Genomic DNA, 16564 nt, shown 5'->3' with positions numbered 1-16564 from the left:
GCCAACCCCATCCCAACGAGCCCCCTCCGGTAACCCGGCAGGGGGCTCTTGCTTTTTAACCATGCCCAGAGGGAAGAATAGGTATAGTTTAAATATGTTTATAAGTTATTGTTAGAGAATCAAAGCTACCTATTCGGGATGGGGCATAAAGTTATATATTCGATAATTTCATGGCTTTTTGATTAGACTAGTACGCCTAGATGTTTGGAAGTTGAAGAAGGGTACTCTATTAGTCTCCAATTCTTACTTCATCATTAATTTATGTCTGAGTAAATTTGTGTATGTCTTCAAGCATCTAAGCTTTGTTGGAAAGAATTAAAGCTAAAATGCTATAACAGAAAAGGCGCAGAATCTATCTGCGCCTTTTCTGTTATAGCATTTTAGATGATTAAATCGTCTAATAGAGAATTACCCCAGTATATGTCTGTGGGGAAATCTTAAGCAACTCATTTTTTACCTCTTCTGTAATATTAAGCGTCTTTATAAAGGTGGCAATAGCTTCCTGCGTAATCTTCTCGTTTTTCCTAGTCAAGTCCTTTAAAGCTTCATAAGGAGCAGGGTATCCTTCTCTTCTAAGTACTGTTTGGATTGCCTCGGCCACTACTGCCCAATTGTCTTCTAAATCTTGATGTAGTGCCTGTTCATTCAATTCTAGTTTTTGGAGCCCCTTGGTAAGCGACTTTAAAGCTATTAAGGAATGAGCAAAGGGGACACCTAAGTTTCTAAGCACGGTTGAGTCTGTTAAATCTCTCTGTAGTCTAGAGACTGGAAGTTTTTCTGAAAGGAAAGAGAAAATACCGTTCGCCATTCCTAGGTTGCCCTCTGCATTTTCAAAGTCAATTGGATTCACTTTATGCGGCATGGCTGAAGAGCCAATTTCTCCAGCTTTTATCTTTTGCTTAAAATATCCCATAGAGATGTATTGCCAAATATCTCTTGAGAAATCAATCAAGATGGTGTTTATCCGCTTGATATTGTCTAGCAAGGCGGCTAAGTGATCATAATGCTCTATCTGCGTTGTCACCTGGCTTCTGGTCAAATGCAGCTTGCTTTCCAGAAAGTTGTTTCCAAAACCTACCCAGTTAATTTCTGGATAGGCTACATAGTGAGCGTTAAAATTACCTGTAGCACCACCAAACTTACCTGCAAATGGAATGCTGGACAGTAGCTCCATCTGCTGCTCCATCCTATTAACAAAGACGTGGATCTCCTTACCCAATCTTGTAGGTGACGCAGGTTGCCCATGAGTATGTGCCAACATGGGTATGTCTTTCCACGTTTTAGCTAAATCCCATAAAGTGTTTAAAAGATTGGTGTAGCCTGGCAAGATTTGTTCTTCCATTGCCTCTTTTAAAGACATGGGTATGGCTGTATTGTTAATGTCTTGAGAAGTTAACCCAAAATGAACGAATTCAATGCTCTCATCCAAGCCTAGTTTAGCTAGCCTGTCTTTCAGGAAATACTCCACCGCCTTTACATCATGGTTAGTGGTTTTCTCTGTGTTTTTTATCTCTAAAGCATCTTCCTCCGTAAAATTTTGGTAGATGGAGCGCATTTGTTCAAATAAAGAGGCGTCAATCTGGGTTAGTTGAGGAAGCGGCAATTCACATAAGGCAATGAAATACTCAATTTCTACTAATACTCTGTAGCGTATTAAACCAAATTCTGAAAAGTAAGGGGCTAGTTCAGAAACTTGGGCACGGTATCTGCCATCTATGGGTGAAATAGCTGTTAATGGAGAAAAATTCATAGGTGTAGTGTTTGCCAAAGATAACTATGTTCTTTGAAAGTAGATTGTTTGGAGCAAAGTCTTATGACCTCTGCCAGTTCTGGGGTAAAAATTAGCATTCAAACTAAAATTACCCAAAAACGTATGTACGCACCTGCGCAGTCTGCTTTTCATACCAGCTGTAATCTGTTACTTTTGTAACCTCCCGGTAGGGAATGTTTTCATTTATAATCTCTATAGCCTTGTCTGATACTATTAAGCAAAAACCATTCAACAAGAAAAAGCTTTTTATCTGGCTTGGAAGTATTCTCACTCTCCTGGTTGTGGCCTTCGGGGTTTTCCTGTTAAACCGAGAGCGATTACTGCAGTATGCCGTTTCAAAGGTCATTCAAAAAGTAGAGGCCAAGTACCCTGCAAAACTCCATATAGGGTCTGCTAAGTTTGTAGACCTGAATACTGTAATGGTGCAACACATCCAGTTTCTGCCCATTGATCAGCCTAAGCTCCTGCAGATAGACAGTGTAGAGGCTACCGTAAGTTTTAGGTCGCTGTTTTTGGGTAGGATGGTGTTTAAACAGTTCAATGTATCTAATGGTATTATTGATGCTGTTAAAGAAGGAAAGGTGGATAATTTCTCTTTCTTACTTAAGAAGAAAGGGGCCCAGCAAGCAAGTGCAGATACGGTCAAGCAGTCTAATTATGGAGTTTTATTGAATAGGCTCATAGAGACTGTGTTTGAAAACGTACCTGATGGCGTCAATTTCCAGCGGTTGGGAGTATCGTTAAAAAATGATAGTCTTTTCATTGGAGTTAAGATTCCATCCTTGACGGTAGAAGACGGAGTCATTCTTTCCAAAATGGTCATTTCTACTGACTCTGTGACCAATACCATGAATGTAAAAGGATTGGTTGACCCAGATGAATACCTGCTTTCGGCTAAGATGTATGGAGACAAGCCAGGAGGCATTGAAGTACCTTATATTGAACGAAAGTGGGGCGCTACCATGCGGTTTGACACGCTTAGCCTAAGTATAACTGGTAAGAAGTTCAAGAACGGGCAGTTAACGGTAACTGGCGAATCCAGTGGCCACAGCTTGGTGTTGAACCATCCTAAAATAGCTGATGAAGATGTGTTTGTGAAGGATGGAGCCTTAAAATATGTCATCACGCTAGGAGATCACTATTATTCATTAGACACCTTGTCTGAAGTGCGGATCAACAAAGCCGTCTTCTACCCACAGCTTACATATGAAACCCGGCCCAATAGAAAGATTGGGATAAAGATTGACTCTCCTAACATTCCGGCCAACGACTTGTTTGAGTCTATGCCACCAGGTTTGTTTGATACGTTCCAGGGGATGAAGGCCACCGGCAGCTTTAAGTACCACATGGATTTTTATGTGGACATGGCCAAGGTAGACAGCCTTACTTTTAACTCAGACCTGGACGCTCAAAACCTTACAATAACGCAATTTGGAGTTCAGGACTTACGCAAGCTGAACCAGGAGTTTGTGCATACCGTGTATGAAAACGGAAAAGAGCTGAGAAGCTTTCCAGTGGGACCATCCTACCCTAAGTTCACTCCATATGCACAGATTTCTCCTTACCTAAAGAACTCTATCCTTACAGCCGAAGACCCAAAGTTTATGACGCATAAGGGTTTTCATGAAGGCGCGTTCCGGCATTCGCTTATCACTAATATAAAGGAAGGGTCTTTTGTGCGCGGAGGTAGTACTGTGTCTATGCAGCTGGTGAAAAACGTGTTCTTGACCCGTAAGAAGACCATTACGCGCAAAGTAGAAGAAGCTTTGATTGTTTGGTTGATTGAGAACCTTAAAATAAGCAATAAGCAGCGCATGTATGAGGTCTACCTGAATGTAATAGAATGGGGGCCCGGCGTGTATGGCGTTAAGGAAGCGGCGCAGTTTTATTTCCAGAAGCTGCCTAGCCAGTTGACCTTAGAGGAAAGCATGTTCTTAGCCAGCATTGTCCCTAAACCCAAGCAATACAGGTCTTACTTTGATGCCTACGGGAATCTAAGATCCTATCCAAGGTATTTCTTCAAGTTGATTAGCGGCAACATGCTCAAGAAGGGGCTAATTTCTTACAATGATTACAACAGCGTCTCTACTCACGTTGATTTAAAGGGGCGTGCCGCAGACTTTATCATAAAGATTAAGCCAGATACCACCATGATCATGGACACGCTACAGTTAGCTCCAATTGATCTGTTAGATTAACCCTAGTAGAACAAGCATTAATCTAATAGCCCCGTTTTTGGCCTGTTTTCCAGAAAACAGGCCAAAAACGGGGCTATTAGATTTTATATATTAATGGGTAAAGCAATTCTCTCTCTGTCCTTGATCCTCTACTGAATGCTTAACCAAGGCTTATTAAACAGCAAGGCCGCCTCTGTAAATAGAGGCGGCCTTGCTGTTTAATAGATGTAAAAAGTTCTAAGGTTTCTCTTGGCTGGGTACTTCTGGAAGTGGCTGGTCCTTTTTAGGGAACATGAGGGATAGCACCACTGAGCCAACCAAGATAAAGGCTACCACGCCCAAGGCAATGACCATGTTAATCTCAAACCAGTTAGAGAGGATGAGCTTGCCTCCAATAAAGATTAGAATAAGCGACAAACCATAGTGCAGGTAATGGAACAACTGCATAATGCCCGCCAACGCGAAGTACAGCGCCCGCAAACCTAGCAAGGCAAACACGTTAGAGGTGTAGACAATGAACGGATCTTTAGAGATGGCCAGAATAGCAGGGATAGAATCTGCGGCGAAGACAATGTCTGTGGTCTCAACCATGATAAGCACCAGAAACAAAGGCGTGGCAAACACCGTCTTGTCAATCTTCACGAAGAACTTAGAGCCGTAGTGCCGGTTGGTCACGGGCATGTAGCGGCTCACAAACTTAACCACGGGATTTGCTTCTGGGTCAATGTCTTCCTGGTTACCAGAGGTAGCCATCTTAAAGCCCGTGTACATCAAGAAGGCACCCAGAATGTAGACAATGAAATGGAATTTGTTGAGCAGGGCCACGCCCACCAAGATGAAGATGGCTCTAAAGAAAAGTGCGCCTAACACCCCCCAGAAAAGGATTTTATGCTGGTATTGCTGCTCTACCTTAAAATATCCGAAGATGAGGATGAACACAAACAGGTTGTCTACGCTCAAAGACTTCTCAATGAGATAGGCGGTCAGGAATTCAAGGGCAGGGCCAGAGCCTTTCCAATAGTAAATCAAAATATTAAAGGCAAGGGAAAGCGCCACCCAGAAAACGCTCCAGCCCAAGGCTTCCTTCATCTTCACCACATGGCTTTTGCGGTGGAATACAAACAGGTCCAAGGCTAGCAGTATCAAGACCACTACGTTAAAACCTATCCAAAAAAGAATATCAGTCTTTACCATTAAAGTATGTTAAGGCTGTAATGCTTTGCTATAGAGTGTTGGATATCACCCGCCGTCAAAGCCTAACAGTTGTTTGCAAGAGGTGAAGATAAGCGGTTAAGAATTCAAAAACCAGCACTTGAGGTAGGGTAGAGGACTGTTTTTGGCCTAATTTCCAGAAAACAGCCCAAAAACGAAGTTTGCCAAATTACCTGGTAAAATGCCTGAAGTAGCTGTCCAGTTTCATTTGAATCACGCCTAAGAATGCCTCCTTGATAATGCCTTTGCTCATCTTTGACTGTCCTCTAGCCCTGTCTGTAAAAATAATGGGCACTTCTTTAATCTTGAACCCAAACTTGTAGGTCAAAAACTTCATTTCAATCTGGAACGCATAGCCAATAAACCGAATGCGGTCCAGGTTAATAGTCTCCAGTACTTTTCTGGAATAGCACTTGAAACCAGCGGTAGCGTCATGAATGGGCATGCCCGTCACCAGGCGCACGTAGCGGCTGGCAAAGTAAGAAAGCAACACCCGGCTCATGGGCCAGTTTACTACGTTTACCCCGCTGCTGTACCTACTACCAATGGCCATGTCAAAACCGTCTACCGCGCAGGCATCATGTAAGGCCACCAAATCCTCTGGATTATGAGAGAAGTCAGCGTCCATTTCAAAAATGTATTGATAGCCTGCCTTTAAGGCATACTTAAACCCATGGATATAAGCCGTTCCCAAGCCCAGTTTTCCCTTGCGTTGCTCTAAGAATAACCTGTCTGGGTATTCGGCCTGCAAATGCATGACCGCCTCTGCCGTACCGTCCGGTGAGCCGTCATCTACCACTAACACATGGAAAGGAAGGGGGAGCGAGAATACTTTCCTGATGATTGCTACTATATTCTCTATCTCATTGTAGGTAGGGATCACCACCACAGACTCTTTCATCCTTCAAATATAGCCGATGAGAATATATTAGAAGGAGGGGCGCTGGGAATTAATTTTGTGGGCTAAGCTTTTAGCGTAGGCAATACAGTCTGGTACGCTGGGGCCAGCCATCCAGTTGGCACAGCAATACAGGTGCTCCTCTTCCAAGGCCTGCGCCATAAGGTGCACATCTAAAATAAAGACATCTGGCTGCGGCAGGGCTTTTGCCCATCTATGATAGTGCTGAAACGTAGGCTCCTTCGCCGAGATGCCATACAAAGTCTTCAGTTCTTGGTGTACTTTCTCCATGATTTCCTGGCGCGGTAAATCCAAATGCTGTTGCCACTGCGTGCCTCCTACAAAAGTGGTGAAGAAGACTTCCTTGCTGGGCGCGCAATGCGGGAAGAGCGCGCTGGTCCAGACAGAGCCTGCCGTAAACGTACCCTCTTTCTTAGGATTTAAAGCACCATACCCGTTCAATGGAAACTTTACCTGCTCACGGTGGTAGGCGGTGTGTACCACGGCCATGGGTGCGTAGTTGACATTGAACAAGGAGGCTGACAGCCCGGGAGCCACGTAGTTGAGCAGATCTGCGGCGGCGTAGGCAGGCAGGGCGATGACCACGGCGTCATATTCTTCATCACTTAAGCCTTCAACGTCATTCTGGATGCTCAACAAGTACTTGCCATGCAGCTTGTGCACCATCTCAATGCGCTGACCCGTGTGCAGGGAAACGAGCTTGGAAGAGATGGCGTTTGCCAGAGTCTCTAGTCCGCTTTTTAAGGTAAAGATGGGCCTGCGTCGTATTTCGGGGGCTTGCACCAGGCCTTTTAAAACAGAGCCATGCTTGCGCTCCAGTTTTTGCAAGAAGGGCATGGTCTTCTCCAGTAACAGCTGGTCTGGGTCTCCGCCGTAAATGCCGGCCACCATGGGCTTTACCAGATATTCCACCACCTCGGTCCCAAACCGCCTGGCAAAGAAATGGGTAATGGTTTCTTCTGCCACCTCTCTTTTGGTACATTGAGTCTCTCTGGCAATCCTGAGCTTGGTGCGCCAGTCAAAGAAAGGATGAAACAGCATACCCAGCGGAGAAACTGGTAATTTCTGGTATTTGCCGTCTTTTAAGATAAAGCGGTTGGAGGCAACAGAAGATGGTTTCACTTTTTCCTCCTGCAGCTTTAATTCCTGTAAAAGCTCTTCCAGTTCTGGGGTGTCTTGCAGGGAGTTAGGGCCCAGCTCAAATTGATAGGAGCCTTGTTTGCAGCTCTTCAGCATACCGCCCACTTGGTCGCTGGCTTCAAACAGGTCATAGCGTACCCCCAGCTTTTGTAGGTAGTACGCCAAAGCCAACCCAGAAATACCCGCTCCAATAATGGCAACTCGCATGCAGAAAAAAGTAAAGGATAAGTGTGCCTGTTTACGCAAGAAGCCGGCCGCCGTTTTGGAGCTATTTTAGAGAAAATAAGCCAAAAACGATTTCAGGCAAGACGAATTTGTACAAAAGCGCTATTTTTGAGCCACATTGACCTACCTTTAAACAAATGGCCAAAGCGATTTTCTTAGACAGAGACGGCGTCTTGAACGTAGAACGCGGCGCCTATACCTTTCTAGTGGAGGATTTTGAGGTGTGCACTGGCGTACCTCACGCCTTGGCGCTATTAAAGGAACACGGCTATTACCTGATAGTAGTGACCAATCAAGGCGGCATTGCCAAAGGGCTGTACACCAAAGAACACGTGCTGGCCTGCCATGAGAAATTGCAGCACGCCTGTGGTCATGCCCTGGACGCCCTGTACATGGCGCCGGCCCATGAGTCGGTATCATCGTCCATTGCCAGAAAGCCGGATAGCCTGATGCTAGAAAAAGCCATAGCTAAGTATAATCTTACCCCTGACCAGTGCTGGATGGTGGGAGACCAGCTAAGAGACATGCAGGCCGCTCAAAAAGTAGGAGTGAAGGGGATATTGGTAGGCGGGCAACATCCTGCGGGCACGTACGCTATGCAGGCCAAGAATTTAGCAGAGGCCACCAACCTTATCCTAGGCAAGGGGCAAAAGTAAAGGACCGAAATCGCTTCCGGTCCTTTGAATTCTTTGCGTCAATTACATTGACTAGCCGTTGATCTGGGCAGAAGCGGCTTCTTGGTGGTTAGATTTTACCAATACCTTCTGGTCTGCGGCACGGTCACTTTTCTGTGAGTACGCAGGGCAAGTAGATTTGCAAGAAGCAAAAGCAAACATTCCAAAGGCGGCTAAAAGGAATAACTTCTTCATAAAATGCGTTAAAAAACAAAGTCTTGGGTATTCTACTCCAAAGCTACACTTTTTGGTTCAGCTTTGGAGTAGAAAATATGAATTTATTTTTAATCCTTGTACCCAAGAATCTTGAGCATGGACTCCTCGTTCTGCTCTTCGGCGAAGACCCAAGACTTGAGCGTGCCGTCTGCTTCTCTATTGATCAACACGTGTTTAGGGCTTGGAATGAGGCAGTGCTTGATGCCACCGTACCCGCTTAAACTCTCCTGATAGGCCCCCGTATGGAAGAAACCAATGTACTGCGGCTCTGCCTGCTCTTTTTGTACCTTAGGGAGGAACACCTGGAACGAGTGCATCTCCGAGTTGTAGTAATCCTGGCTGTCACAGGTCAAGCCGCCCAGGTTCAAGCGCTGGTAATCCTTGTCCCAGTTGTTGAGGGCCATTAGAATGTAGCGCTGGTTCAAGGCCCAGGTGTCTGGCAGGTTGGTAATGAAAGAACCGTCAATCATGTACCAAAGCTCCTTGTCGTTCTGTAGTTTGATGTCCAGGATGGAGTAGATGTGCGCGCCGCTTTCACCCACGGTGTAAATCCCAAACTCGGTGAAAATGTTGGGTTCGGCCACGCCTTCTTCCTTACAAATCCGCTGAATGGTCCTGAGGATCTCCTCAATCATGTAGCGGTAGTTGTAGTCAAACTGGATAGAGGTCTTAATGGGGAAGCCACCGCCAATGTCAATGGTGTCCAGGTCTGGACAAATCTTCTTCATCTCACAGTACTTGTGCACAAAGCGGCTCAGCTCTGACCAATAGTAAGACGTGTCCTTGATGCCTGTGTTGATGAAGTAATGGAGCATCTTGAGCTTGAACTTGGGGTTGTCCTTTATCTTCTGCTCATACAAGCCCACCACGTCATTGTAGTTGATGCCCAACCGCGAGGTATAAAACTGGAACTTTGGCTCCTCGTCAGAGGCCAGTCTAATGCCTACCTGGCAAGTGCCCTCCACATGACCCTGGTAATGGTCAATCTCGTTCAAGTCATCCAAGACGGGCGTCACGTTCTTGAAGCCGTCATTAATCATGCCCGTAATGTAGTTGCGGTACAGGTCACGCTTGTAGCCGTTGCAGACTACAAAAATGTCTTTGCTCACTTTCCCCTTCTCATACAAAGCCCTGATAATAGGCATGTCAAAAGAAGAAGACGTCTCAATATGGATGTCATTTTTAAGCGCTTCTTCCAGCACAAAAGAGAAGTGGGAGGACTTGGTGCAGTAGCAATAAGTATACGTGCCCTGATAGTTCAGCTTCTCCATAGATTCTTTGAACAGCTTTTTGGCCTTCTGAATCTGGGAACTGATCTTGGGTAAATAAGTAAGTCTGAGTGGCGTGCCGTACTGCTTTACTAGCTCCATCATGGGGATGCCATTGAAGGACAGCTCGTTGTTATGTACAGTAAATTCCTCAGTAGGGAAATCAAAGGTTTGATGTATGAGGTCGGTATATTTATCCATTCTTTAGTTGTTGCTTCCCCAACCGGGAAATTGTGCAAAATTGACTGTATTTTACCATCTTTGCAAAAACTAGGTTTGCTTTTGCTATGAAAAAAATACGACTGATTGAGGTGAAATCTGAGCTAGGGGCTGGTACCCGCGGGGCCAGTTTAGGGGTAGATGCGCTCAGGATTGCCTGCCTCAACCAGAAGTCAGATTATTTTCAACGGTTTACCACGGTAGAGGTTCCCAACCTCAATGATGTACTTTTTGAAAAGAACCTTTTCCCGAAGGCGAAATACATTGACAGCATCCTTCATACCTACAAACGTATTAGCGCCACCGTAGAGCAGACCTTTGAGCTGGGCATGTTCCCGTTGGTACTGGCCGGTGACCACTCTAACGCAGGCGGTACCATTGCTGGTATAAAAGCCACCTACCCAGATAAGACCTTAGGAGTGATCTGGGTAGATGCGCACGCAGACATCCACTCACCATACACCACGCCTTCTGGTAATATGCACGGTATGCCCTTGGCGGTGTCCTTGCACGAAGACAACTTAGACTGCAAGGTGAACGACCCAGAGCCGGAGACTATCTTCTTCTGGGAGGCCCTCAAGCGCGTAGGCACAGATCAACCAAAGATAAAGCACGAGCACATAGTTTATATTGTGACCCGCAGCTATGAGAAGCCAGAAGTCTATCTGTTTGACAAGCACAACATTAAAAACTTCACCTACCCAGAGGTGTTGGCCAAAGGCATTGAGCAGGTAGCCGAAGAAGCCTTGCATCGCCTCAAGGACTGTGATATTATTTATGTCTCATTTGACGTAGACAGTCTGGACTCTAAGTTCTCCAAAGGCACCGGCACCCCGGTAGAGGTAGGCTTGAACGTGACCCAGGCCAAGGAACTATGCAGGGCCTTGGTAAGCGACCCTCGCGTGGTGTGCTTTGAGATGGTAGAAATCAATCCTACCCTTGACGCTGAGAACACCATGGCCAACAATGCCTTTGAAATTTTAGAGTACACCACAGAGGGCATCCTGGAGCGTTTGTCTAAGGAAGCCTAATCTCTGTACCGCTTTATTTATAGTATGAAAAACCTTGAATCACAGATAGCCCAGGCGCTAAGCCAGGCACTTCAATATACTTACTCCCACGTATTGCCGGCAGAGCAGATAGCGTTGCAGCCCACCCGTAAGGAGTTTGCCGGTACTTTTACGTTTGTCACCTTTCCCTTAACCAAAGCCTTGGGTAAAGGACCCGAGCAGATTGGGCAGGCGCTGGGAGATTACTTAAAAGAAAACGCGCCGCAGGTTTCTGGCTACAACGTGGTCAAAGGATTTCTGAATCTGGAAATTCATGATGCCGTGTGGTTAGAGCTATTCTCTGCGCAGGTGGCTGGAAAATCGGCTGTTTTCCCGGAAATAGGCCAAAAACAGAAAGTGGTGGTGGAGTACTCTTCGCCCAACACCAACAAGCCCTTGCACCTGGGTCACTTGCGGAATAACTTTTTGGGTTACTCCGTAGCCGAGATTATGAAAGGCGCGGGCCATGAGGTGGTCAAAGCCAACCTGGTAAACGACCGCGGCATTCACATCTGCAAGTCCATGATTGCCTATCAATTATTAGGCAACGGAGAGACGCCAGAAAGTGCCGACATGAAGGGTGACCACCTGGTGGGCAAGTACTACGTCAAGTTTGACCAGGAATACAAGAAACAGATTGACGAACTAGTAGCCCAGGGCAAAGACAAGGAGCTGGCTAAAAAGCAGGCGCCTTTGATGCTACAGGCCCAGGAGATGCTCCAGAAATGGGAGCAAGGCGATGCAGACACCATTGCCCTCTGGAAGCAGATGAACGGCTGGGTGTATGACGGTTTTGATTCTACCTACCGCACCATTGGCGTGGACTTTGACAAGTTCTATTATGAGTCTGGAACCTACATGCTGGGCAAGGACCGGGTAGAGGAAGGACTAGCCAAGGGCGTGTTCTTCAAGAAAGAAGACGGCTCTGTCTGGGTAGACCTGACGGACCAAGGCCTAGACGAGAAACTGTTGCTACGTGCGGACGGAACCTCTGTGTACATCACCCAAGACCTGGGCACGGCTGAATTGAAATACGAAGACTTCCACTATGACCAGTCCATCTACGTGGTGGCAGATGAGCAGAACTACCATTTCCAGGTGCTGAAGGCCACGTTGAAGAAACTGGGCAAGCCGTATGCAGACGGTATCTTCCACTTGTCTTACGGCATGGTAGACTTGCCTAGCGGGAAGATGAAGTCCAGAGAGGGAACGGTGGTAGACGCAGATGAGTTGGTAGCAGAAATGATTGAAACCGCGCGTCAGAAAACCAACGAATTGGGTAAGATTGACGGCTTCTCAAAAGAAGAGGCCGAGCAACTGTACCACACGCTGGCCATGGGCGCCTTAAAGTACTTCTTACTGAAAGTAGATCCTAAGAAGCGGATGCTCTTTAACCCAGAGGAGTCTATTGACTTTAAAGGACACACTGGTCCATTCATTCAATACACCCACGCCCGTATTGCCGCTATTCTGCGCAAAGCCAATGAACTAGGCATTGCCTCTGAGAGCCAGGACTTCCAAGAAATTGAAGTGTTGCATGAGACCGAGCGCGATGCCTTGATTTTATTGAACACCGCCGGTCAGGTGGTAGAAGATGCCGCGCGTAATTATGCGCCTTCTATTGTGGCCCAGTATGCCTTTGATCTGGCTAAAGCGTATAACAGATTCTACACCGAGGTGCCCATCTTCCAGGAGAGCAACGCCCAGGTGTTAAGCTTCAGGATTGCGTTCTCCCGTCAGGTGGCGCAGACCTTGCGTCAAACCATGGGACTGTTAGGCATTGCCGTGCCGGATAGAATGTAAGGTCCTAATCACTCTTGAGAGCGACCAAAACAAAATATTAGAATGAAGGTTACACAAGAAACAACCACTATTATGCTCAACCTATTGTACATTCTGTCCTTTTTGTTCTTAGGAGCCTGTGCCACGCCAAGCACTCAGGTTGCAGGAACTTCCACTTCTGAAAAAACGACTATGGAACAAGCAACTGCCGCCAAATCTATTTATGACATTCCGTTGACCACCATTGACGGCAAAGCCACCTCTTTAGATAAATACAAAGGCAAGAAACTGCTGATTGTCAACGTGGCCTCTGAGTGTGGGTACACGCCGCAGTACGCAGATCTGGAGAAACTTCACAAACTGCACGGCGACAAAGTGGTGGTGTTGGGTTTCCCGGCTAATAACTTCGGTGGGCAGGAGTCAGGCACCAATGAGGAGATTGCCCAGTTCTGCCAAAAAAACTTCGGGGTGACGTTCCCTATGTTTTCTAAAGCTTCTGTGAAAGGCGATGACATGCAGCCCCTGTACAAGTGGTTGTCTGACAAGAGCCTGAACGGCACCAACGACCAAGCCCCAAGCTGGAACTTCTGCAAGTACCTGATTGACGAGAAAGGCAACTTGGTTAAATTCTACCCTTCTAAAGTGTCTCCGTTGAGCGAAGAACTGCTCAGAGACATCAACGGCTAATTCTCGTTTTTGAGTGAATTCTGAAAAAACAGGCCAAAATCGGCCTGCGGTGGGTACATGGGTGTCGGCGTTCAGGTTACGGACGCTGCCCCTTTCCCTTTCCTGCATTGGCATGGGCGGGTTCTTAGCGGCGGCAGACCATCTCTCCAGGTGGCCTGTTTTGTTGTTGTGTGTGCTCACCACGCTTTTCCTACAAATCCTGTCTAATCTGGCCAATGACTACGGCGACAGCCAGCACGGCGCCGACAGCGTAGACCGCCAAGGCCCGAAGCGCGCCGTACAGGCTGGTCATATCTCTGCCTCCCAGATGAAGGCCGCCATTGGTGTGTTCAGCCTATTGTCTTTGGTCTCAGGCATTGCCTTACTCTGGATTGCCTTGGGTACCGACGGCATTTACCTTTTCCTTTTCTTTTTATTATTAGGATTGGCATCCATTTGGGCGGCCATCAGTTACACCAATGGCAAAAAGCCCTACGGCTATGCCGGCTTGGGTGATATCTCGGTATTCTTCTTCTTTGGCTGGGTAGGGGTGATGGGTACTTACTTTCTGCAGACCCAGCGATTCTTCTCTGAGATGCTCTTGCCGGCTTCTACCTTGGGCTTCTTTTCGGCGGCGGTCTTGAACGTGAACAACATCCGGGACATTGTTTCAGATGAACTGGCAGGCAAGCGATCTTTGCCGGTGCGTTTGGGGCCTGCCAGAGCCAGACGCTATCATTGGTTCTTGTTACTAGGCGGAATTGTTTGTTCGGTCATTTTTATACTGCAACGCGAGGAGGCTTCTCTTTGGAAGTGGTTGTTTGTAGCCGCCATTCCTTTGCTCTTATTTAACGGCCGCGAAGTACAGCGCAGGCAGACTGCGGTAGAATTAGACCCATTGCTCAAGCAAATGGCCATGTCTACCTTAGCGTTTGTGTTGCTGTTTGGGATAGGCTTGTTGTTAGCCAGATAGTTTAGCTTATATAAACGTCACGCCCGTTTTTGGCCTATTTTCCAGAAAATAGGCCAAAAACGGGCGTTTCTATTATGCTCTTGTTGGTGGGTAATCTATAACCTGAAAATGGCCCCTGAGTTACAGTGTAGGCTTCTGCAACCTGCAGAATACGTTTTTCGCCGTTCTGTATGTGCTTGCCAAGAAGAAGTATACTTTGGCATTTACCTATTATTCATGATAAAGCTGGCAAAGTTGCAGGGTCTCTCATGCTTTAACTAAGTGGCAGTAAACTCTTGATAAAACAGAAGCGTCCGTTTTTGGCCTGTTTTCTAGAAAACAGACCCAAAACGGACGCTTCTGTAAATTGGGTAGCGTTTATTCTGCGGCAGGAGCAGGTGCTGGAGGAGTTGAGTTTCCGGCGCCTTCCGCATTTTTAGGCTTGAAAGGCTTCTTGCGGCGCTTCTTCTTTTTCTGAGCCTCGCCGGTGGCAGTGCTTGGTGCACCTGCTACGCGGGGTGCCTGCTCTGTAGCAGGAGCGCCAGCCGTTACATGGGCCGGGCGCTCGCCTCTTGATTTGCTACTGCGATTACGGTCTCCAGAACCGCTGCCGCCTTCTCTTCTTGGTCCACCACTACGGTTACCGCCTCTTCCGCCGCCAGAGCCGCCTTTGTCACGGCTGAACTTGGCGCGGTTGCCGGCCGGGTCATAAACTGGGCTTTCGCCGATGGCTTCTGGCAGGGTGATTTTAGGCAGTTCGCGCTCAATCAGTTTCTCAATTTTCACTAGACGCTCCTGGTCGCGCTCATTCACAAACGTGATGGCCATGCCTTTGGTGCCGGCGCGCGCCGTACGACCAATGCGGTGCACGTAGTCCTCGGCGTCCTGTGGCACGTCAAAGTTAAGAACATGGCTGATGTTGTCCACGTCAATGCCTCTTGACATTACGTCGGTGGCTACCAATACTTGTAATTGCTTGTTCCGGAAGCGCTGTAGAATAGATTCACGCTCATCTTGCGTTCTGTCTGAGCTAATGCCATCTGCTTCAAAACCCATTTTCTGCAAAGCCCGCACAATCTCATTCACGGCAGACTTGCGTGAGGTGAACAGAATCATGGTCTGTACTTCAACATCTTTTAAGATGTGCTGGAGTAATTTAAGCTTCTGCTGGTCGTAAACCAGATAGATTTGTTGGTCAATGTTAGCGGCCGGCTTAGAGATGGAAAGACTAATCTCTTCTGGCTGCTGCAAAATCTTGCGGGCAAACTCTCTGATCTTAGGCGGCATGGTAGCCGAGAACAGTAAGGTCTGGCGCTCCTTGGGCAGTTGGTTGATGATTTTCATCAAATCATCCATGAAACCCATGTCCAGCATCTTGTCGGCCTCATCTAGGATAAGATACTTGAGCTGGTCCAGCTTTACGTAGCCCATCTGCATGTGGGCAATAAGGCGGCCTGGCGTAGCCACGATGATGTCTGCACCACTAGTAAGGGCATGCTTCTGCTGGTCCCAGTTCTGGGCGTTGTTGCCGCCGTAAATGGCAATAGAGGTAGCACCGGTAAAATAGCTCAAGCCTTCTACCTGGTCATCAATCTGTTTGGCCAGCTCACGGGTGGGCACTAATATTAGCGTGCTAGTGAAGTCAAATCTGCCTTCAGCTATTCTACTTAAAGTAGGTACTAAAAAGGCGGCTGTTTTGCCGGTACCCGTCTGGGCGCAGGCAATTAGGTCCTTAGACTCTAAAATATGCGGGATGGCTTGCGCCTGAATTGGGGTAGCTTGTTTGTAACCCATAGACTTGATGCCTTCTAGCAGGTCTGTCTGTAGGTTGAAATCATTGAATGTTACGCTCATTTATTTTTTATCAATTGACATGTGCCTATGGTCAACACCATGAAGGCAATTTTAGTAAAGATAGCAGATTCTGGCTACACCTGCTTATGTCTGCATGAATGTCTTCTTGGTAAGGTTTAAAACCGAGCAATTCTGTAGCTAAAAACAGGTTTTACATATTCTTCAATATGCTATGTGTGGCAAATTGAAGAATAAAAATTTGGATTATTAAATTTTGAATAAAATCTAAGTCTTTTACTGTATTTGTCTAGTCATAATTCAATATAAACTTGAATAGATTTATACATTTTAGATAAACCATATAAATTTTTAAATAATATTTAGAATTATTGTAACCGTCTAGCAAGATGGTCGTTAGGTAGTCTATAGAACAAACTGCACGGGTTTGCTTCTAGATTAGAATAAACAATCAATTACGGTTTTAGTACAAGTATTGTCTC

Annotated in this window: 13 protein-coding genes; 6 read left to right on the top strand and 7 right to left on the bottom strand. The window is 46.6% G+C overall.

Annotated elements, in window-relative coordinates; genetic code table 11:
* Positions 1 to 397: 397 nt before the first annotated feature.
* Positions 398 to 1750, bottom strand: a complete 1353-nt coding sequence (gene purB / locus ABD880_RS07210) for an adenylosuccinate lyase (protein WP_345164096.1) — start codon at positions 1748 to 1750, stop codon at positions 398 to 400.
* Positions 1751 to 1971: 221 nt separating this feature from the next.
* On the opposite strand from purB, the gene ABD880_RS07205 reads away from it, so the two are divergent.
* Positions 1972 to 3969 carry a transglycosylase domain-containing protein gene (locus ABD880_RS07205; RefSeq protein WP_345164094.1) on the top strand — a complete coding sequence of 666 codons (1998 nt, stop codon included), beginning with the start codon at positions 1972 to 1974 and terminating at the stop codon, positions 3967 to 3969.
* A gap of 216 nt (positions 3970 to 4185) precedes the next feature.
* Here the strand turns inward: ABD880_RS07205 and ABD880_RS07200 are convergent, their stop codons facing one another.
* The 3 genes from ABD880_RS07200 to hemG all read right to left on the bottom strand — a co-directional run bounded on the left by ABD880_RS07200 (position 4186) and on the right by hemG (position 7426).
* The gene (locus ABD880_RS07200) at positions 4186 to 5142 is read right to left on the bottom strand and encodes a TerC family protein (RefSeq protein WP_345164092.1); all 957 of its coding nucleotides are present in this window, start codon (positions 5140 to 5142) and stop codon (positions 4186 to 4188) included.
* Positions 5143 to 5329: 187 nt separating this feature from the next.
* The gene (locus ABD880_RS07195; RefSeq protein WP_345164090.1) at positions 5330 to 6061 is read right to left on the bottom strand and encodes a polyprenol monophosphomannose synthase; all 732 of its coding nucleotides are present in this window, start codon (positions 6059 to 6061) and stop codon (positions 5330 to 5332) included.
* Positions 6062 to 6088: 27 nt separating this feature from the next.
* Positions 6089 to 7426 carry a protoporphyrinogen oxidase gene (hemG, locus tag ABD880_RS07190; protein ID WP_345164088.1) on the bottom strand — a complete coding sequence of 446 codons (1338 nt, stop codon included), beginning with the start codon at positions 7424 to 7426 and terminating at the stop codon, positions 6089 to 6091.
* A 155-nt stretch (positions 7427 to 7581) separates the two neighbouring features.
* Between hemG and ABD880_RS07185 the strand changes: the two genes are divergently transcribed.
* Positions 7582 to 8100, top strand: coding sequence for a D-glycero-alpha-D-manno-heptose-1,7-bisphosphate 7-phosphatase (locus ABD880_RS07185; protein WP_345164086.1), 519 nt, complete (start codon positions 7582 to 7584; stop codon positions 8098 to 8100).
* A 51-nt stretch (positions 8101 to 8151) separates the two neighbouring features.
* Here the strand turns inward: ABD880_RS07185 and ABD880_RS07180 are convergent, their stop codons facing one another.
* Complete coding sequence (locus ABD880_RS07180; protein ID WP_345164084.1) at positions 8152 to 8313, bottom strand: hypothetical protein; 162 nt, start codon at positions 8311 to 8313, stop codon at positions 8152 to 8154.
* An 89-nt stretch (positions 8314 to 8402) separates the two neighbouring features.
* Complete coding sequence (locus ABD880_RS07175) at positions 8403 to 9803, bottom strand: type III PLP-dependent enzyme domain-containing protein (protein ID WP_345164082.1); 1401 nt, start codon at positions 9801 to 9803, stop codon at positions 8403 to 8405.
* An 86-nt stretch (positions 9804 to 9889) separates the two neighbouring features.
* On the opposite strand from ABD880_RS07175, the gene ABD880_RS07170 reads away from it, so the two are divergent.
* From ABD880_RS07170 to ABD880_RS07155, 4 genes are all read left to right on the top strand, one after another.
* Positions 9890 to 10852, top strand: a complete 963-nt coding sequence (locus tag ABD880_RS07170; protein ID WP_345164080.1) for an arginase — start codon at positions 9890 to 9892, stop codon at positions 10850 to 10852.
* A 24-nt stretch (positions 10853 to 10876) separates the two neighbouring features.
* Positions 10877 to 12673 (top strand): arginine--tRNA ligase, encoded by a 1797-nt coding sequence (argS, locus tag ABD880_RS07165; protein WP_345164078.1) that lies wholly within the window; start codon positions 10877 to 10879, stop codon positions 12671 to 12673.
* Between the two features lie 171 nt (positions 12674 to 12844).
* Complete coding sequence (locus ABD880_RS07160; RefSeq protein ID WP_345164076.1) at positions 12845 to 13339, top strand: glutathione peroxidase; 495 nt, start codon at positions 12845 to 12847, stop codon at positions 13337 to 13339.
* 13 nt (positions 13340 to 13352) lie between these two features.
* Positions 13353 to 14291, top strand: a complete 939-nt coding sequence (locus tag ABD880_RS07155; protein ID WP_345164074.1) for a 1,4-dihydroxy-2-naphthoate polyprenyltransferase — start codon at positions 13353 to 13355, stop codon at positions 14289 to 14291.
* Between the two features lie 357 nt (positions 14292 to 14648).
* Here the strand turns inward: ABD880_RS07155 and ABD880_RS07150 are convergent, their stop codons facing one another.
* Entirely contained in the window at positions 14649 to 16124 is a 1476-nt protein-coding gene (locus tag ABD880_RS07150) for a DEAD/DEAH box helicase (protein WP_345164072.1), read from the bottom strand.
* Positions 16125 to 16564: the final 440 nt, after the last annotated feature.

The organism is Nibribacter koreensis (assembly GCF_039541795.1).
Taxonomy (GTDB): Bacteria; Bacteroidota; Bacteroidia; order Cytophagales; family Hymenobacteraceae; genus Nibribacter; species Nibribacter koreensis.
Note: the sequence above shows the minus strand (reverse complement) of the source record. Positions and strands in the feature narration are given on the sequence as shown.